Origin of the sequence: Actinoplanes siamensis (assembly GCF_016862395.1) — a bacterium.
GTDB classification, from domain to species: domain Bacteria; phylum Actinomycetota; class Actinomycetes; order Mycobacteriales; family Micromonosporaceae; genus Actinoplanes; species Actinoplanes siamensis.
Window position 1 is genome coordinate 1 of the sequence record NZ_BOMW01000016.1, and the last position, 18,945, is coordinate 18,945.

The following is an 18,945-nucleotide window of genomic DNA, read 5'->3' on the forward strand; positions in this document are numbered from 1 at the left end:
GGTTCGCGGGGAGCGCGGGAGGCGGTTCGCGGGGAGCGCGGGAGGCGGTTCGCGGGGAGCGCGGGAGGCGGTTCGCGGGGAGCGCGGGCGGCGCGAGAGGCGCCCGCGGGGGAAGCCGGCCGGGGGGGGAACGGTTACCGCACGCGGTGACAACCCACCCGGGAACGCCAGGCGGAGCCAGGACCGGTGTGTCGCCGTCGAGCACCTCTCGGACTGTAACGGGCGTGAAGCGTGAGTTGCGGGTTCATTCACCACTGCGGGTGAGTGGACCTCGATTGCGCGCAGCGATCCGTCAGCCTGACTCTTTCATCGGCAGTCACCAATATCTCAGAGGGCGCCACCGGGCGGCGGGAAGAACCGGTTCACCATGAACAGCACGCCGCCCGCGAAGAGCAGGAGCACCGCGCCGAGAATCACCGCCCCGACCGCCCCGGTGCCGGCCCCGACGGTGGCGATCGCGGTGTCCGGCCGGTCCGGGTCGAAGGCCACCGTGTGCTGAGCGCCGGCCGGATGCGATCGGTTACCGCGCTGGTCGGTGAGCACGGTCCGTACCTCCCGCCCGGTTCGCGTCGTGAACCTGACGACCGGCAGGAAGTGTGTCGTCCCCTCGCTGAGGGGCTCCACCTGGTTGTCGACCACGGTGGCCACCGCCCGCTCGCCGGCACGGGCCAGCCGTTGGGCGCGAAACCAGCAGTGGAGACCGCTAATGATCACCGCAAGACCCGCGGTGGCCGGCACCAGTACCAGGAAACCGGTCACCACCAGCGCGAACATCCGAAAATTGCCGTTGATCATGGCGGCAATGTAGCTGATAACCACTCATCCCCGGGCAAAAAGTCGATGCGGGGCGGTGCTCGAACGGAGTACCACCTCCGGCGCCACCACCACGTTGGACGGCGGGGCGTCCCCGTCGACCCGGGCCATGTGATGCAGCAGCAGCGCCAGGGCCCGCCGCCCCAGTTCCCCGAAGTCCTGGTGCACGGTGGTCAGCGGCGGCAGGAAGTACCCGGAGTCCGGCATGTCGTCGAAGCCCACCACGCTCACTTCCTCGGGCACCCGCCGGCCGGCCTCGTGCAGGGCGCGCAGCACGCCGAGCGCGATCCGGTCGTTGGCGCAGAACACCGCGGTGACCTGCGGGTCCGCCGCCATTCGCCGGCCCTGCTCGTAACCCGCGGCGGCGTCCCACCACCCGGGGCGGATCGCCGGCACCACGGCGCCGGCCGCGTACAGCGTCTCCCGCCAGCCATCCACCCGGGCCTGCGCCTCCGGCCAGTCCGGCGGGCCGGCGGCGTGATGCACGGTGGTGTGTCCGAGGTCGAGCAGGTGCTGGGTGGCGATGCGTGCGCCGGCCGCGTTGTCCACCCGTACCGTCGGAAATGGATCGGAGCCGGAACCGGCGCCGCCCACCGCGACACACGTCAGGCCGTTCGGCGCGTGCGTGAGCGCCGTGGTGACAGCGGGTTTCGGCGCGATCGCGATGATGCCGTCCACGTCGTGCTGGGCGAGCCGGTCGACCGCCTCCAGTACCGGCCGGTGGGCGAGTTCCCGTACCGTCGCGACACTCACCAGGTACCCCGCGGCCCGCGCCGCGCTCTCGATCCCGTAGAGCATCGACTCCGGGCCGAACAGCGTCGTCTCGAAGCCGATGATGCCCAGGGTCCGCGACTCCCGGGTGGCCAGCGTCCGCGCCGCGAGGTTGCGCCGGTAGTTGAGCGAGCGCATCGCGGCGAGCACGCGCTCCCGGGTCTCCGCCCGAACATTGGGATGATCGTTGATCACCCGCGAGACCGTCTGATGTGACACCCCGGCCAGCTTGGCGACGTCGCGCATGACGCTTCCCCGCTCCTTGCCGGGCCGCGGCCGGAGGGCGGGAAGGGGCATCTGGGCAGCCGGTTCGATGTCCGGCGCCGGGTCAGAGGTCGGCATTGGATGATATCTACCAGGTGACCGCGCGGTGGCTGCGAGTGACATCGCTGTTCTTGCGATCTGCCGGAAACAACGATCCCGATCTCTTGACGGACACGTTGAGAACGGTAACACTCACGAAACGCAAGCTGTGACGACGGTCGCAGCGGTTCGGCGATCTCCCCGGTGCTGGCCCGTGCCCGCCAGCCGCTGGCCTATTTGTTAACGGTAACAACTTTCTGGAGGTTATGGTGCGCGTGAAGGTGATGGCGGCGGCGCTGACCGGCTTGCTGGCCGTGTCGACACTCGCCGGTTGCGGTGGTGGCGGCGACAGCGGCTCGGGCGGGGGCAAGGACGACGGCAAGCTCGTTCTCGGCTTCTCCCAGGTCGGCGCGGAGAGCGGGTGGCGTACCGCGAACACCAAGTCCATCCAGGACGCGGCGGCCGCGGCCGGCTACGAGCTCAAGTTCTCCGACGCCCAGGGCAAGCAGGAGAAGCAGATCGAGGCGATCCGCAGCTTCATCACGCAGAAGGTGGACGTCATCGCGTTCTCCCCGGTGGTCACCTCCGGCTGGGACTCGGTGCTCAAGGACGCCAAGGACGCCGGCATCCCGGTCATTCTGACCGACCGCGCGGTGGATTCGCAGGACAAGTCTCTCTACAAGACCTTCCTCGGCTCCGACTTCGTCAAGGAGGGCAAGGAGGCCGGCGACTGGCTGGTCAAGCAGAACGAGGGCAAGACCGACCCGGTGAACGTCGTCGAGCTGCAGGGCACCGTCGGCGCCGCGCCGGCGATCGACAGGCAGAAGGGCTTCGCCGAGGCGATCAAGGCGAACCCGAACATCAAGATCGTGAAGTCCCAGTCCGGCAACTTCACCCGGGCCGAGGGCAAGACGGTGATGGAGGGCATCCTCCAGTCCACCCCGGACATCGACGTGCTCTACGCGCACAACGACGACATGGGTCTCGGCGCCATCGAGGCGATCGAGGCGGCCGGCAAGAAGCCCGGCAAGGACATCCAGATCATCACGGTGGACGCGGTCAAGGACGGCATGCAGGCCCTGGCCGACGGCAAGATCAACTTCATCGTGGAGTGCAGCCCGCTCCTCGGCCCGCAGCTGATGGACCTGGCCAAGAAGGTCAAGGCCGGCGAGACGGTGGACCCGCGGATCCTCACCGAGGAGACCACCTTCACCCAGGAGCAGGCCAAGGCGGCCCTGCCGGACCGCAAGTACTGAGCGGACCGCGAGTCCCCACGTCGAGGCGGATGCGGGCCACTCCGGGCAGCCGGGGTGGCCCGCACGGCCGCGGAACGGAGTTCACGATGGGCGAACCGGCCACAGATCCGGTCCTCGAGATGACCGGCATTCGCAAGGTCTTCCCCGGCGTCGTCGCCCTGGACGGCGTCGACTTCCGGTTGTACCCCGGCGAGGTGCACGCCCTGATGGGCGAGAACGGCGCCGGCAAGTCAACCCTGATCAAGGTGCTCACCGGCGTCTACGAGATCGACGGCGGCGACATCCGGCTGGGCGGCGAGCAGGTCCGCATCGCCGGCCCGCTGGCCGCCCAGAAGGCCGGGATCAGCACCGTGTACCAGGAGGTCAACCTCTGCACCAACCTCACGGTCGCGGAGAACATCTTCATCGGCCGGGAGCCGCGGGCGTTCGGCAAGATCCGCTGGGGCGTGATGCGCAAGCGCGCGGCCGAGCTGTTGAAGCGGCTCGACCTGGACCTCGACGTGTCCGCGCCGCTGAGCACGTACTCGCTGGCCATCCAGCAGATGGTGGCGATCGCCCGGGCCGTCGACATCTCGGCGCGCGTGCTGATCCTCGACGAGCCCACGTCCAGCCTGGACGCCTCCGAGGTCGAGCAGCTGTTCCGGGTGATGCGGCGGCTCAAGGACGACGGGGTGGCGATCCTGTTCGTGTCGCACTTCCTGGACCAGATCTACGAGATCTCCGACCGGCTCACCGTGCTGCGCAACGGCCAGCTGATCGGTGAGTACCGGACCGCGGAGCTGCCCCAGGTCCAGCTCGTCGAGAAGATGATCGGCAAGGAGCTGGCGACGCTGGAGAGCCTCGAGGACAAAGCCCAGCGCTCCCGTACGAGATCCGCCACCGCCGCCCCGATCCTGCAGGCCAAGGGCATCGGCCGGACCGGCGCGATCGCCCCGTTCGACCTGACCATCCACGAGGGCGAGGTGGTCGGCCTGGCCGGGCTGCTCGGCTCCGGCCGCACCGAGCTGGCCCGCCTGCTGTTCGGCGCGGACAAGGCCGACCAGGGCGAGCTGAGCATCGACGGCAAGCCGGTCACGCTGCGCGACCCGCAGATGGCGATGAAGCGGGGGATCGCCTTCTCCTCGGAGAACCGTCGCACCGAGGGGATCATCGGCGACCTCAGTGTCCGGGAGAACATCATCCTGGCGCTGCAGGCCGCCCGCGGCTGGACCCGCCCGATCCCGCGCCGCAAGCAGGACGAGATCGTCGACAAGTACGTCAAGGCGCTGTCGATCCGGCCGGCCGACCCGGAGCGCCCGGTGCGCAACCTGTCCGGCGGCAACCAGCAGAAGGTGCTGCTGGCCCGATGGCTGATCACCGAGCCGCGGCTGCTGATCATCGACGAGCCGACCCGGGGCATCGACGTCGGCGCCAAGGCGGAGATCCAGAAGCTGGTCGCCGAGCTCTCCGACGGCGGCATGGCGGTCCTGTTCGTCAGCGCCGAGCTGGAGGAGGTCCTGCGGCTCAGCCACAAGATCGCGGTGCTCCGGGACCGGCGCCTGGTGGAGGAGCTGGACAACACCGCGGGGGTCGACGCCGACCGCATCATGCAGACCATCGCCAGCGGAGCAACCTCATGACCATCGTCAAGAACCGGCTGTTCTGGCCGGTCGCCATCCTCGTGGCGCTGCTGATCGTCAACCTGTTCACGTCCAACCAGTTCATCACCCTGCAGGACGGGCACCTGTTCGGCGCGCTGATCGACATCCTCCGGGGCAGCGCGCCGCTGATCCTGGTCGCGCTCGGCATGACGCTGGTCATCTCGACAGGCGGCATCGACCTGTCGGTCGGGTCGGTGATGGCGATCTCCGGCGCGGTGGCCTGTCTGCTCATCAAGGACCTGGGCGACCAGAACGCGACCGGCTCGGTGCTGCTCATCATGGGCGTCGCGATCGCCGTCTCGGCCGCGCTCGGCCTGTGGAACGGCTCGCTGGTGGCGGTCGTCGGCATCCAGCCGATCATCGCGACGCTGATCCTGATGGTGGCCGGGCGCGGTCTGGCCCAGCTGGTCACCGACGGGCAGATCATCAACGTGCAGTCCAGCCCGTACGCGACGGTCGCCACCGGGTTCTTCCTCACCCTGCCGGTGGCCTTCCTGATCGCCATGGCCGCCGTCGCGCTGATCCTGGTGCTGACCCGGCGGACCGCGCTGGGCCTGCTGCTCGAGTCGGTCGGCGGCAGCCCGAGCGCGAGCCGGCTGGCCGGCATCCGGGCCAAGCGGATCACCGTCATGGTGTACGTGGTCTCCGGCGCCTTCGCCGGTCTCGCCGGCCTGATCTACAGCGCCAACATCAAGAGCGCGGACAGCATCGCGGCCGGCAACCTGATCGAGCTCGACGCGATCCTGGCCGTCGTGATCGGTGGCACCGCGCTGATCGGCGGCCGGTTCTCCATCGCCGGCACCGTCGTCGGCGCGATCCTCATCCAGACGCTGCAGGTCACCGTGGTCAGCATCGGCGTGCCGTCCAAGGCCACCCTGCTCTTCAAGGCGGTCGTGGTCGTCGTGCTCTGCCTGTCCCAGTCGGCGACCTTCCGGGAGAAGGTCTTCGGCCGCTTCAAGCTCCGGTCGGAGGTGCCGGCATGACCGTCATGAGCCCGCAGCCGGTCACCACGGACCCGGCGATCAACCCGCGCCGCCGCGTCTACCGGCCGAACACCAAGTACATCCCGATCCTGGCCACCCTGGCGCTGCTGCTCGTCATGTACCTCGGCGGCCTGGTCAACTACGAGAATTTCGACCAGCCCAGCGTCGTGGTCAACCTGTTCCGCGACAACGCGGTCCTGCTGGCCGTCGCGGTCGGCATGACCTTCGTGATCCTCACCGGTGGTATCGACCTGTCGGTCGGCGCGGTGATCTCGCTGACCACCACGCTGACCGCGACCCTGCTGCAGGGCGGCTGGCCGCCGCTGCTGGTGCTGCCGCTGGTGCTGATCCTCGGCGCGCTGCTCGGCGCCGGCATGGGCGCGGTGATCCACTACTTCAGGGTGGAGCCGTTCATCGCCACCCTGGCCGGGCTCTTCCTGGCCCGCGGCCTGGCGCTGTTCATCAACCAGGAGTCGATCCCGATCCGGGACGAGCTCTGGACCACGCTCTCCGACATGCGCATCCCGCTCGGGGAGACCACCAAGACCACGCTGACCGCGATCGTGGCCCTGGTGGCCGTGCTGATCGCCGCGGCGGTGCTGGCCTGGACGCGGTTCGGCCGCAACGTCTACGCGATCGGCGGCAGCGCCGACTCCGCCCTGCTGATGGGCCTGCCGGTGGCCCGTACCCGGATCGCCGTCTACACCATCAGCGGCTTCTGCGCGGCGCTCGGCGGGGTGCTCTACACGATCAACTCCACCTCCGGGCACGCGCTGCAGGGCACGGGCACCGAGCTGGACGCGATCGCCTCCTGCGTCATCGGGGGCGTGCTGCTCACCGGCGGCGCCGGATACGTCTTCGGCAGCCTGCTCGGCGTGATGGTGTTCGGCCTGATCACCACGATCATCAACTTCCAGGGCGACCTGAACGCGGCGTGGACCCGGATCGTCGTCGGCGTCCTGCTGTTCGGCTTCATCGTTCTGCAGCGACTGGTCACACGGAGGACTCGATGAGCAACGGGGAGATCTGGTTCCTGACCGGCAGTCAGGGCCTCTACGGGCCGCAGACGCTGGAACAGGTCGCCACCCAGTCCCGGCAGATCGCGGCCACGCTGCGGGACAGCTTGGACGCCGACGTGGTCTGGCAGCCCGTGCTGACCGGCCCGGAGCAGATCCTCGACGTCTGCCGCCGCGCCTCGTCCACACCCGGCGTGCTCGGCGTGATCACCTGGATGCACACGTTCTCGCCGGCCAAGATGTGGATCGCCGGCCTGGACGCGCTGCGCGCCCCGCTGCTGCACCTGCACACCCAGCACAACGTGGCGCTGCCCTGGTCCGAGATCGACATGGATTTCATGAACCTCAACCAGGCCGCGCACGGCGACCGGGAGTTCGGGTTCGTCGAGAGCCGGCTCGGGGTGCCGCGCAAGACGGTGGCCGGCCACGTCAGCAACCCGGCGGTGGTGGCGCGGATCGCGACCTGGGTGCGGGCCGCCCGCGGGTACGCCGCGATGCGCTCGTTGAAGCTGGCCCGCTTCGGCGACAACATGCGCGACGTCGCGGTGACCGAGGGGGACAAGGTCGAGGCGCAGTTGCGGTTCGGGGTGTCGGTCAACACCTACGGGGTCAACGACCTGGTCGCGGTGGTCGACCAGGTCGGGGACGCGGAGATCGACAAGCTGGTCGGGGAGTACTCCGACCTCTACGAGATCTCGTCCGAGCTGCTGGACGGCCGCCGCGAGAGCCTGCGCTACGGCGCCCGCATCGAGATCGGCCTCCGGCAGTTCCTCACCGACGGCGGCTTCCAGGCCTTCACCTCGAACTTCGAGGACCTCGGCGGCCTGCGGCAGCTGCCCGGCCTGGCGGTGCAGCGGCTGATGGCCGAAGGCTACGGCTTCGGCGGCGAGGGCGACTGGAAGACCTCGGTGCTGGTGCGCACGCTCAAGGCGATGGTCCCGGGCGGCGGCACGTCCTTCATGGAGGACTACACCTACGACCTGACCCCCGGCAACGAGGTCATCCTGGGTGCGCACATGCTCGAGGTCTGCCCGTCGATCGCCGCGTCCAGGCCGCGGCTGGAGATCCACCCGCTGGGCATCGGCGGGCGCGAGGACCCGGTCCGGCTGGTCTTCGACGCGGCGCCGGGCAAGGCGATCGTTCTCGGACTGGCCGATCTGGGGGAGCGGTTCCGCCTGGTCGCCAACGAGATCGAGGTGGTGCCGCCGACCGAACCGCTGCCGAGGCTCCCGGTGGCCCGCGCGGTCTGGAAGCCGGCGCCGTCGCTCTCCACGTCGGCCGAGTGCTGGCTGACGGCCGGCGGGCCGCACCACACGGTGCTCTCCTCGGCGGTCGGCGCGGAGGAACTGGCCGATCTCGCCGACATGGTCGGCACCGAGCTGCTGCTCATCGACGCGGACACGACGACGCGGCAGTTCACCAAGGAGGTGCGCTGGAACCAGGCGTACCACCGCCTGGCCCGGGGTTTCGGCCGTTAGCGGCCGCGGCTCGAGCCCCGGGGGAGCACGGCCCGCGAGCGCGGCTGGCCTCCCCCGGCGCCGGGGCTCAGACCACCTCCACGGTGACGTAGTCCAGGTCCCCGGCGAAGTAGTCGCAGCCCACCGTGACCTGATCGCAGTCCAGCTTCCCGCCGATGGTGAGCGGCCAGCTGTTCCCGATCGCCCCGGTCCAGCCCTGCCGCCCGGCCACCCGCCGCCCGTCGATCGCCAGCGCCACCCCGGTGCCCACTCGCACGCAGGTCACCACGTGCCAGTCCCCGTCATTGATCGCGTGCGGAGCGTCCGCCTCCAGGACCCCGCGGTCCCCCCGGAACGAGCACTGCACCCGCCCGTTCGGGATCTGCAGCTTGAAGTTCCCGCCGCCGGTGGTCGACTGGCCCTTCTGGATGATGTTGCCGAAGTGGTTGGTGGTGCGCAGCCGTATCGTCACGGCGAAGTTCCGGGTGCCGGGATTGAGCCCCGGCGCGTCCGGGACCACGACCAGATGGCCGGGGCGGGCCGGCGGGGTGTCCGGTTGCAGCCGGTCGAACCGGTAACCGGAGGAACCCTGGACGTAGACGCCGGTGCCGACTTCGTCACCGATGTGTCCGTCAAGTCTGTTCCCGCTGCTGTCGGACATCCGGGTGGCTCCGGGCGGCTCGTTCATCGCCCAGTAGGCGACCGGGAAGGCCTGCGCCGGGTGCGCCGCCGCGGGCGTACCGGTCAGAAGGATTGTCGAGGTCAACAGCGCGACCGTGTGTCTCATGGCGGTCCTCGAGGGATGTCGGAGCGGAAATGTGATGAGACTAATCGGTCTTAAACCCCTGATTAGTACTAATCGCCTAAATAGGCATGTGAAGGGTGGTCTCCGACCCTGGCTGAGTGCCGGTTCAGCTTGGTAGCATCCCCGCCGATCATGGTTGACACCCTCGACGGCCATGGCGCTCCGGCCGGGTTTCTCGCAGGAGCGGCACCAGCACGCCGGTGCCTGGAAAACACTGACATTTCAGATAAGGAACGTGTCGAAGTGCTGCTGAACGGGACTGACGGTGAGACCTCGGAGCACAAGTTGATCGCGCCCAACCCGGGGCTGCCGAACCAGGCGCTGCAGGTGCTCGCCCTCGCGCAGCGCACCGCGGAGGAACACGTCGCGAGTGCCCAGCACCACGCGGACAAGATCCGTACCGACGCGCTGGCGGCCGCCGACCAGATCGCCCGGGACGCGCAGGCCCACGCGAACAACGTGCGCCAGGAGGCCGACCGGGTGATGGCCGAGGCGCGCGCGGCCACCGAGCTGATGGCCCGCGAGGCGCAGTCCCGCGCCGAGGAGGCCCGCCGGGCCGCCGACAAGATCGTCGCCGACGCCCGCCAGCGCGCCGAGTCGATCGGCGCGGACGCCCTGCACGGCGCCGAGCAGCTGAAGCTGCAGGCCCAGCAGCGTTACGACGACGTGGTCGGCAGCCTGGGCGCCAAGCGCGAGGCGCTGCAGCAGCAGATCGAGGCCCTGGAGAACTTCGACCGCGAGTACCGCAGCCGCCTCACCCAGTTCATGCAGGGCCAGCTACGCGCCCTCTGGGCCGACGCCCCGCAGGTCACCGCCGAGGTGATCGACGAGGAGCCGATCGCCGAGGAAATCGAGGCGGCCCCGCGGCACGGCCACCACCACGCGGCCGCCGAGGACGCCGAGGTCACCGAGCAGGACGAAGAGCAGCACTGACGGCAGGGTCGCCGGGACGGCCCGGACCGCTTCCGGTCCGGGCCGTCCCGATTGCGGGGGTACGCCGTGAGCCCGGCCCGCGTCCACCAGCACCGCCGGCGGGGCCGCCGATGATCCCCCCGAGTGGTCCGGGCGGTGCCGCCGCCGCAACACCGCCCGGACCGGATCAGACGCTTGCGGCCTGGGGCTGCTCGTCCGCGTTCGGCGCGGACGAGGCGGCCGCGGCCCGGCGCTCCAGGGCCGCGCCCTCGACGTCGAGCTCCGGCAGCCAGCGCAGCCAGCTCGGCAGCCACCACGCGGAGCGGCCGAGCAGGGAGAGCGCCGCCGGCACCGCGATCATGCGGATCACGAAGGCGTCGAAGGCGATGCCGATGGCCAAGGCGAACGCGATCGGCTTGATCGTGTCGTTGCCCTCCGGGACGAACGCCGCGAAGACCGCGAACATGATCGTCGCGGCGGCCAGCACGACCGGGGCGGCCTGGCGGAAACCGGTGACGATGGCGTCGCGCGGGGCGGCGCCGTGGGCGTGCGCCTCGTGCATCCGCGACACCAGGAACACCTGGTAGTCCATGGCCAGGCCGAACAGGATGCCGACGATGATGATCGGCGCGAGGCTGATGATCGGGCCGGTGGAACCGGCGTTCACCACGTCGGCCAGCCAGCCCCACTGGAAGACCGCGACCGTGGCGCCGAACGCCGAGCCGATGGTGAGCAGGAAGCCGAGCACGCCCACCACCGGCACCAGCAGCGAGCGGAACACCAGCACCAGCAGCACGAACGCCAGGCCCACGACGAGCGCCAGGTAGACCGGGAGCGCCGCGTTGAGCTTCTGCGACACGTCGATGCTGATCGCGGTCTGCCCGGTGACGTACACCTTGGCGCCGTCACCGTCGTCGATCGTGTCCCGGATGCCGTGCACCAGGTCGACGGTCTTCTGGTCCTCCGCGCCCGAGCCGGGGATGAGCGTGATCAGCGCGGCGGACCGCGCCTGGTCCGGCCGCGGCGGGGTGGCCAGGGCGACGTCGGGCAGCGTGGCGACCCGGTTCTGCACGGTCGCCGCGTAGGCCACCGCGTTCGGCCCGTCGACCAGGATCAGCAGCGGGCCGCTGACGCCCGGCCCGAACCGCTCGTCGATGATCGCGTCGGCCTTGGCCTGGGTGCTGCCCTCCGGCGAGCGCTGCGCCAGGGTGGTCTGCATCTTGACGAAGGGCAGCGCGATCACGCCCAGCGCGAGCACCGCGAGGAGCAGGCTGACCACCCGCTTCTGGCTCACCGTGTGCGCCCAGCCCCGGATGAAGCCGCGGCCGTCGGGGACCTCGTCCTGCGCGGCGGGCGGGACGTCGCGCAGCTTGCGCGGCAGCGCGCGCAGGCCGATGAACCCGAGGATCGCGGGGACCAGGGTGATCGCGACGAGCACGGCGACCACGACGGTGGCCGACGCGGCCAGGCCCATCTCGGTGAGGAACGGGATGCCCACCACGGAGAGGCCGGCCAGCGCGATGACCACGGTGAGACCGGCGGTGACCACCGCGGAGCCGGCCGTGCCCACCGCGTACGCCGCGGCGGACTCGACGTCCTTACCGGCGCGCAACTCGTGCCGGAAGCGGGTGACGATGAACAGCGCGTAGTCGATGCCGACCGCGAGGCCCAGCATCACCGCCAGGATCGGGGTGGTCGACTGGAGCTGGACGAAGCCGGAGAGCGTGGTGATGCCGGCGACGCCGATGCCGACGCCGACGATCGCGGTCAGCAGGTTCATCCCGGCGGCGACCAGCGAGCCGTAGCTGAGCGCGAGCACGATGAGCGCGACGACGACGCCGATGCCCTCCGAGGCGCCGCCGATGTCGGCGGCGTTGCTCAGCGCCTCACCGCGGGCCTCGACGGTCAGCCCGCCGGTGTGCGCCCGGTCGAGCGCGGCGCCGATCGCCTCCCGCTCCTCGTCGGTGACCTCGGACGGCTGCACGCCGTACGTGACGGTGGTCAACGCCGTGCTCAGGTCCCGGGAGACCGACGGGTTCCGCTTGTCGAACGGGTCGCTGACACCGACCACGCCGGGCAGCTTGCCGAACGCCGCCACGGACTGCCCGACCTGACCGGCCAGCGCCGGATCGGTGATCTTCTGCCCGGCCGGCGCCTGGAACACCACCTGCACGGTCGCGCCGGCCGAGGCGTCGCCGAACCGGTCCTTCATCAGGTCCAGCGCGATCGTCGACTCCTGGCCGGGGATCCGGAACGTGTTGACGGTCTCGCCGGAGAGTTTGACCGCGCCGAAGGCCACGGCCAGCAGGGCGAGCAGCCAGACGACCGTGACGATGATGCGATGCCGCACGGCGCCGAGGCCGAGACGGTGCAACAACGTTGCCATGGGAGATTTCCCTTGTTCAGTGGGTGTGTGGATGCCCGAGCGCGTCGTAGGCGACGTCGACGAGCGTGGTGAGCGCGTCCGGGGTGAAGCAGTCCCGCAGGGCGACGGCGGCCACCGCGAGCGCCCCGAGCGCGCCGACGACCCGGACCGACCGGACCGGGTCGGTGAGCGACCCGGCGGTGCCGAAGGCGGCGCCGGTGAACGGCTCGTCGCCGAAGGCCACGGCCACCTCCTGGCCGATCGTCTCCAGCGCCGCGCCGAACTCGCTCTCCCGGTCGGCGAGCAGGCAGGACAACAGCAGCGCGACCGCGCCGGGCTGCCCCAGCGCCAGCCGGGCCACCCCGCTGATCACCGACCGGTCACGCTCCGGGCCGGGCGGCAGCGGCGCGGCCGCCGCGGCCACCTCCCGGATCTGCCCCACGCAGCGCTCGATGACCGCCTCCTGCAACGCCTCCTTGGTCGGGAAGCGGTGCAGCAGCCCGGTCTTCGAATAGCCCACCGCGTCCGCGATGCGCTGCACCGACGTCTCCTTGAAGCCGTGCCTGGCGAACAGGTTGGCGGCGGCGTCCAGGATCTCGTCGTCGATCTGCTGCTTGGTGGGGCGGGGCATAGGACCACCGTAGACCTTTCTGGACCAGACTGGTCCGTCAGGGACCGTGGTGGTCCCCACACATCGCACGGGTTTCAGTGCCCGGATCTTCGCAAGACAAGACCGGTTGCGGGGTACGGCATCACCGCGGTCACCGGATGATGCCGCCTCGTGCCGGCACACGCGCGGACCGCGCCGTGGCGCGTCCTGCGACCGGACGTCCCGCGTGGCGCGGCCGCCCCGCCCGCGCCGCAAGGATGCCCATGGAAACCGCGCGCTGCTGGGAGCTCGTCGAGACGGCCGGCTCCGAGGCCGGTCCCGGCTGGGCCGGCCGCATCCGACCGGCGCCGGGGACCGTGGTGCCACCTCGGGCGTGATTGAGTGTTGCCCATGCCCGCTGATCTGATCCTGACCAACGGTTCCGTCTTCACCGCCGATCCGTCGCGCGGGCCCGCCACCACGGTCGCGGTGCGGGACGGGCGGGTGGTCGCGGTCGGCGGCGACGAGGTCCGGGAGCTGGCCGGCCCGCGCACCGAGACGATCGACCTGGCCGGCCGGCTGCTGCTGCCCGGCTTCCAGGACGCGCACGTCCACGCCGTGATGGGTGGCGTCGAGCTGAACCAGTGCGACCTCACCGGGACCACCGATCTCGAGGAGTACCTGCGCCGGATCCGGGCCTACGCCGACGCCCACCCCGGCCTGGAGTGGATCACCGGCGGGGGCTGGGCGATGGAGGTCTTCCCCGGCGGCGTCCCCGGCCGCGAGCTGCTCGACCTGGTCGTCCCCGACCGCCCGGTCTACCTGATCAACCGGGACCACCACGGCGCCTGGGTCAACAGCCGGGCCCTGGAGATCGCCGGCCTCGGCCCGGACACCCCCGACCCGGCGGACGGCCGGATCGACCGGCGGCCGGACGGTGTGCCGGCCGGCGGGCTGCAGGAGGGCGCCATGCAGTTGGTGGCGCGACTACTGCCCGAAGTCACTTCGGCCGAGCGGTTGGCCGGGCTGCTGCGGGCCCAGACGCTGCTGCACTCGCTGGGCATCACGGCCTGGCAGGACGCGATGCTCTGCGCGACCAACGGCTATCCGGACGTCTCCGACGCCTATCTGGCGGCGGCCACCACCGGCCGGCTCACCGCGACCGTCGTCGGCGCGCTGTGGTGGGACCGCGAGCGCGGCGCCGAGCAGATTCCCGACCTGCTCGCCAAGCGGGAGCGGCACACCGTCGGCCGGCTGCGCGCCGGCAGCGTGAAGCTGATGCTCGACGGCGTCGCGGAGAATTTCACCGCGGCGATGACCCAGCCCTACCGTGACTCGTGCGGCTGTGCCACCACCAACGCGGGCCTGTCCTTCATCGACCCGGTGGCGTTGCGGGAACATGTGACGACGCTGGACTCGCACGGTTTCCAGACGCACTTCCACGCCCTCGGCGACCGCGCGGTGCGCGAGGCGCTGGACGCGATCGAGGCGGCCCGCGCGGCCAACGGGTTCCGCGACACCCGCCCGCACCTGGCCCACCTGCAGGTGGTGCACCCGTCCGACGTGCCCCGTTTCCGCGCGCTCGGCGTGACGGCGAACCTGCAGGCGTTCTGGGCCGCGCACGAGCCGCAGATGGACGACCTGACGATCCCGTTCCTGGAGCCCGCCCTGGCCGCCCGGCAGTATCCGTTCGGCGACCTCTGGCGCGCCGGAACACACCTGGCAGCAGGCAGCGACTGGCCGGTGACCACGCCGGACCCGCTGCAGGCCGTCCACGTCGCCGTCAACCGGGCCCACCCCGGCAGCGGTTACCACCCGTTCCTGCCCGAGCAGAGCCTGGACCTGGCGACGGCGCTGACGGCGTACACGGCGGGCTCGGCCTTCGTGAACCACCTGGACGACACCGGCAGCATCCGCCCCGGCTTCCGGGCCGACCTGGTCGTGCTGGACCGGGACCTCTTCGCCACCCCACCCGCCGAGATCGCCGGCGCCTCGGTCGCGATGACCCTCATCGACGGAGAACTGGTCCACGCGGCCTGACGCCGCACCGGGCGATCCGCCCCGAGATGCCTCGAGGGTGCGGTCCGCCCGCGTGCGCGGCACCCCGGAAGGTGATGGTGACCGGAGACCGGCCGGGCGCCGCCGGGCGGGCGGAACCGGATGAACGCGCCGGCAGTTCCCGGCCATGTCGTACCGGCCGCAGCTGTTGTCGCGTAGACGTGCTGGGGACGAGCCACGCCTTCAGCGCGGTCCCGCGAACCACGTCCGTCGCGACGAACAGCAGGTCCAGGTTGTACCGGGGCACGAAGGCCGGCGACCGGACGAAAGGCGACGAAACCCTCGGACCGGATCCGCTTGCTGTCCGAGATCCGGGCCTTGACCCGCACCGCGAGCGGCGCTGTCGATCCGCTGCGGTGGAACAGGAGGTCGACACCCCTCGTCGTCGACGAGCGAGGTGGACACGTTGAGAGCTCCTCGTAGTGGTGAGGACGCAGAAGGCCGCGATCAGATGATCGGCCGCCTTCCCCGTCCGGCCGGCGTCCGTTGTTCGAGGGTGTAGCCGTCCACGAGCCCACCCTGACGGAGGCGTCCTCCGCCGTTCATCGTGGACGGTGGCGACTCGGCGGATCAGAATTGCCCGGTCGGCGAGCGTGACCAGCCGCTCCGCACGTCACGACGGATATACATTGCGCGAAGGTTTCGTGACGAGGGGTGATTATGGCAGAAGAGAGCTGGCACACCGCGCGGCTGATTCCGACGTCCGGGATCAATGGCGCCGACGAACAGGAGCGGCGCGCGACATCGGCGCTGCTCGCGGTGATGAGCGCGGTCCGGGAGTTCGGGCGGGCCCTGACGCAGCCGTACGGTGCACCGGCGGGTGTGGTGCAGACCTTCATCGAGGTGCCGTTCACGCTCGGCGACGGCAAGTCCTTCCCGGACGGCCTGATCCGGGTCGCTCGCGGCCAGCGGCAGTGGACGGCGCTGGTGGAGGTCAAGACCGGCACCAACGAGCTGCAGCCCGAGCAATTGGAACGCTATCTCGACATCGCCAAGGAACAGGGCTTCGACGCCCTCATCACGATCTCCAACGAGATCCCGCCGGTGGCCGGGCAGCACCCGACGCGGATCGACAAGCGCAAGCTGAAGAAGGTGGCGCTGCATCACCTCCCGTGGTCCGAAGTGCTGACCGTGGCGGTGATGCAGAAGGAGTACCGGGGTGTGGCCGATCCGGACCAGGCGTGGATTCTCGGCGAGCTGATCCGCTATCTGGAGCATCCGAAGTCCGGCGCCCTGGAGTTCAGCGACATGGGGCCGTCCTGGGTGGCCGTCCGGGAGTCGGTCGGCGCCGGGACGTTGCGGGCGGCGGACGCGGCGGCGCCGGAGATCGCCGGGCGGTTCGACGCGCTGGTGCGATACGCCGGACTGCGGCTCGGGCGCAAGTTGGGCACGGACGTCGTTCCGGCTCTGACACGCAAGGAGCAGGCCGAGCCGATGAGCCGCACGCAGGCACTGGTCGGCCAGCTCGCCACGACCGGCACGATGACGGCGGCGCTGCGGATCCCGGGCGCGGTCGGCACGCTGTCGGTGACCGCCGACCTGCGCGCCGCGAAGATCACCTGTCATGTCGACGTGGAGGCGCCACGCGAGGGCCGGCCGACGACCCGGGTGAACTGGCTGATCCGCCAGTTGAAGGACGCGCCGGAGACCGTCCGCCTGGAGTCCTACGCCTTGCATGCCCGGGGCGCGGGCAGCGCGGAGTTGCTGCGGGTGGTCCGGGAGAACCCGGCGGTCCTGGTCAGCGACCCGGCCAAGGACCTGCGCACGTTCCGGGTGGCGCTGATCTCGGCGGCCGGCACCAAACGCGGGCGAGGCCGCGGGGCGTTCATCGACTCGGTGCTGGACGCGATCGACGACTTCTACAGCCAGGTCATCCAGAACCTGAAGCCCTGGATGCCGGCACCCCCGCGACTGCGCTCCGCCGAGGAGTCCGTCGCCGTCGAGCCGGTCCCGCCGGCGCTGGTGTCCACCGCGCTGTCGTCCCAGGACGACCCGGTGCCGGCCCCGCGGCCGAGCCCCGCGACGATGTCCTGACGGGCGGGCTTGACAATGCGCGAAGAGAAGGGTGTCGATGACCGGGGTGTGACGACAGACCTCGACCCCCTTCTCGCCGCACTCTTTGTCAAGATCGACGACTGGCTCGGACGGCCACAGCGGAAGGGACGCAAAATCTCGCGTTGTGGCAGCACAACTGACGACCGGGCGGCCGGTCACATGGCCAGTATGGAGTCGATGCCGCGCTGGAACAGCTCGTCGTCGTTCCATCGCCCGTCTTCGAGGTGTCCTGAGGCGATAAGGGTGGGATAGGCGTCGGCATTGGCCAACAACTGGCGCCGGGCTTCGGCCCGGGCCCCGGGATCTTCCGTCTGGCGCCAGGTGGCTTCGGTGATGGCTGCGCCGATCACATAATTCGCCAGCAACCGGGTGATGACGGCCAACCGGGAGCCGGTAAAACCCCCACGGACGAGCGCCGACTGCAGGAACTCGGTGCGCGCCAGGACGTTGGGCCCGAGCATCGGTCGCCCGATCAGACTCGGCGCCCAGGGATGGCGAAGCATGACCGCGCGCCACCCGAATGTCAACGCGCGCACATCATCACGCCAGTCGTCACCGACGTCCGGGAGTAGCACCTCCGCGAAGATGTGGTCCAGGGTCAAGTCGAGGACATCGTCCTTCGTCTTCACGTGCCAGTAGAGCGCGGTCGAGGTCACCGCGAGGCGCTGCGCCAGGTTTCGCATTGTCAACCCGTCGATGCCACGCTCATCGAGCAAAGTCGCTGCTACCCCGACGATGCGCTCACGGCTCAGCGGCGCCGCCCGGCGCGGCCGGTCCGCCTCCTCACGCAGCCACACCGCGCCAGCGGTCCCACCACGTCGACTGTTCTTTTCGCCAGCCGACGGCTCACCCAATTCGTTCGCCTTCACTACCTGATCCTAGTACGGTGGTGAGGCAACCTTACGTTGGTAAGTTGATGTTACGTTGTTAAGGAGACGGTGTGACGTCTGCTCGATGGTGGGCACTTGCTACCGCAGGGCCCGCGCAACTGAAATCCTCATCGGTCCTGGCCTTGGCCGTGCCATCACCCCTGCGGCCAACGCGGCGACCAGCGGCGTCGGCGACGACAACACCGGAGCGGAATCAGCCGCTGTCGATGCCGCCACGCAGCCCGGCGGCTGCATCGGCACCGCGCCGCTCAACACCGTCGCGTCGCCCGTGACGGCAGCCGCACCAGGTTCGGCGCACGGCCGAAACGCGACCGGCGATGCCACCGTCGCACCGCTTTCGACGCCGCCTTGGTGACCGCCGTGGCGCTGCTCGTGCTCGCGGCCATCACCGTCGCCCTCGTCATGCCCCGCCACCATCGGCGGCAACCGGTAGCAGTCAGGTGAACCGAAAAGGCGTTCCCGCCCGGCCGGAAAGGACGGTACGAATCAATGCCTCTGCTGCGGATCCAGCTGGACAGCGACAGAAACACCGCACGCCGTGTCCTGGAACTCCACCAAGCAGGCAAAGTGCACCACGAAACCCGAGATGCCGCACGCGACGAAGTGTGGCGCCGCGGCCGCACACCCGCCGCGGAACCGGTCTTCATCGGCACCACCAACGGCGAGCCCGTCCGGCTCCTCTACGACGTAGAGGTCTACCTGGACACCACGCGTTGAACCGCAACCACCGCACGTGAGCGCGGCCGTGGGGCTGCGCGGTGTGCGCCGGGCAGCCCCGGCGACGCTCTGGGGTGAGGTAGAGGCCCGTGCCGCCATTGAGGATCCAACTCTCCGGAATCGCGAAGCCCGCCCGTCTTCGAGCCACGCCCCGGCAGGTGTGGCTGCGCCGAGGACACCCCGAGCCGATGCAACCAAACGGCGGCCTCCACACCACGCCGCCACCCGTACCGCCAGGCTCGGCCGCCACCGGCCTTCGCCGCACGGGCCGGGCCGACCTGCATTTCGTCGACCACGTACGGGTCCTGGTGGCTT

At 70.3% G+C, this 18,945-nt stretch carries 16 protein-coding genes; 10 read left to right on the forward strand and 6 right to left on the reverse strand.

Translation table 11 applies throughout. From position 1 onward, the window contains the following. Positions 1 to 327: 327 nt before the first annotated feature. Positions 328 to 795, reverse strand: a complete 468-nt coding sequence (locus tag Asi03nite_RS07865) for a DUF3592 domain-containing protein (RefSeq protein WP_203677768.1) — start codon at positions 793 to 795, stop codon at positions 328 to 330. A gap of 24 nt (positions 796 to 819) precedes the next feature. Then, positions 820 to 1,830: a LacI family DNA-binding transcriptional regulator gene (locus tag Asi03nite_RS07870; RefSeq protein ID WP_203677769.1), complete on the reverse strand. Its 1,011-nt coding sequence runs from the start codon at positions 1,828 to 1,830 to the stop codon at positions 820 to 822. Between the two features lie 323 nt (positions 1,831 to 2,153). Here Asi03nite_RS07870 and Asi03nite_RS07875 point away from each other — a divergent pair, with 323 nt between their 5' ends. The 5 genes from Asi03nite_RS07875 (at position 2,154) to araA (ending at position 8,260) form a co-directional block, all read left to right on the forward strand. Then, on the forward strand, positions 2,154 to 3,143 hold the full coding sequence (locus tag Asi03nite_RS07875; RefSeq protein ID WP_203677770.1) for an ABC transporter substrate-binding protein: 990 nt from the start codon (positions 2,154 to 2,156) through the stop codon (positions 3,141 to 3,143). Between the two features lie 86 nt (positions 3,144 to 3,229). Then, on the forward strand, positions 3,230 to 4,762 hold the full coding sequence (locus Asi03nite_RS07880; RefSeq protein WP_203677771.1) for a sugar ABC transporter ATP-binding protein: 1,533 nt from the start codon (positions 3,230 to 3,232) through the stop codon (positions 4,760 to 4,762). Continuing rightward, positions 4,759 to 5,766 (forward strand): ABC transporter permease, encoded by a 1,008-nt coding sequence (locus Asi03nite_RS07885; protein ID WP_203677772.1) that lies wholly within the window; start codon positions 4,759 to 4,761, stop codon positions 5,764 to 5,766. The genes Asi03nite_RS07880 and Asi03nite_RS07885 overlap by 4 nt, the downstream gene beginning before the upstream one ends. Further along, on the forward strand, positions 5,763 to 6,779 hold the full coding sequence (gene yjfF / locus Asi03nite_RS07890; protein WP_203677773.1) for a galactofuranose ABC transporter, permease protein YjfF: 1,017 nt from the start codon (positions 5,763 to 5,765) through the stop codon (positions 6,777 to 6,779). The genes Asi03nite_RS07885 and yjfF overlap by 4 nt, the downstream gene beginning before the upstream one ends. Then, complete coding sequence (gene araA, locus Asi03nite_RS07895) at positions 6,776 to 8,260, forward strand: L-arabinose isomerase (RefSeq protein WP_203677774.1); 1,485 nt, start codon at positions 6,776 to 6,778, stop codon at positions 8,258 to 8,260. Before yjfF ends, araA begins: the two co-directional genes overlap by 4 nt. 67 nt (positions 8,261 to 8,327) lie before the next feature. On the opposite strand, the gene Asi03nite_RS07900 is transcribed toward araA, so the two are convergent. Beyond that, positions 8,328 to 9,026 (reverse strand): laminin G domain-containing protein, encoded by a 699-nt coding sequence (locus Asi03nite_RS07900; RefSeq protein ID WP_203677775.1) that lies wholly within the window; start codon positions 9,024 to 9,026, stop codon positions 8,328 to 8,330. 261 nt (positions 9,027 to 9,287) lie between these two features. Here Asi03nite_RS07900 and Asi03nite_RS07905 point away from each other — a divergent pair, with 261 nt between their 5' ends. Next, entirely contained in the window at positions 9,288 to 9,977 is a 690-nt protein-coding gene (locus tag Asi03nite_RS07905) for a hypothetical protein (RefSeq protein ID WP_203677776.1), read from the forward strand. A gap of 166 nt (positions 9,978 to 10,143) precedes the next feature. Here the strand turns inward: Asi03nite_RS07905 and Asi03nite_RS07910 are convergent, their stop codons facing one another. After that, complete coding sequence (locus Asi03nite_RS07910) at positions 10,144 to 12,342, reverse strand: MMPL family transporter (RefSeq protein WP_203677777.1); 2,199 nt, start codon at positions 12,340 to 12,342, stop codon at positions 10,144 to 10,146. Between the two features lie 16 nt (positions 12,343 to 12,358). Further along, positions 12,359 to 12,952: a TetR/AcrR family transcriptional regulator gene (locus Asi03nite_RS07915; RefSeq protein WP_203677778.1), complete on the reverse strand. Its 594-nt coding sequence runs from the start codon at positions 12,950 to 12,952 to the stop codon at positions 12,359 to 12,361. A gap of 369 nt (positions 12,953 to 13,321) precedes the next feature. On the opposite strand from Asi03nite_RS07915, the gene Asi03nite_RS07920 reads away from it, so the two are divergent. Both Asi03nite_RS07920 and Asi03nite_RS07925 read left to right on the forward strand, forming a co-directional pair. Further along, positions 13,322 to 14,950 (forward strand): amidohydrolase, encoded by a 1,629-nt coding sequence (locus tag Asi03nite_RS07920; RefSeq protein WP_203677779.1) that lies wholly within the window; start codon positions 13,322 to 13,324, stop codon positions 14,948 to 14,950. Between the two features lie 678 nt (positions 14,951 to 15,628). Next, complete coding sequence (locus Asi03nite_RS07925; RefSeq protein WP_203677780.1) at positions 15,629 to 17,002, forward strand: stress response protein; 1,374 nt, start codon at positions 15,629 to 15,631, stop codon at positions 17,000 to 17,002. A gap of 176 nt (positions 17,003 to 17,178) precedes the next feature. Here the strand turns inward: Asi03nite_RS07925 and Asi03nite_RS07930 are convergent, their stop codons facing one another. Continuing rightward, on the reverse strand, positions 17,179 to 17,892 hold the full coding sequence (locus Asi03nite_RS07930) for a TetR/AcrR family transcriptional regulator C-terminal domain-containing protein (RefSeq protein ID WP_239102523.1): 714 nt from the start codon (positions 17,890 to 17,892) through the stop codon (positions 17,179 to 17,181). Between the two features lie 85 nt (positions 17,893 to 17,977). On the opposite strand from Asi03nite_RS07930, the gene Asi03nite_RS07935 reads away from it, so the two are divergent. Then, on the forward strand, positions 17,978 to 18,268 hold the full coding sequence (locus Asi03nite_RS07935; RefSeq protein WP_203677781.1) for an MFS transporter: 291 nt from the start codon (positions 17,978 to 17,980) through the stop codon (positions 18,266 to 18,268). A 134-nt stretch (positions 18,269 to 18,402) separates the two neighbouring features. After that, positions 18,403 to 18,630 carry a hypothetical protein gene (locus Asi03nite_RS07940; protein ID WP_203677782.1) on the forward strand — a complete coding sequence of 76 codons (228 nt, stop codon included), beginning with the start codon at positions 18,403 to 18,405 and terminating at the stop codon, positions 18,628 to 18,630. Positions 18,631 to 18,945: the final 315 nt, after the last annotated feature.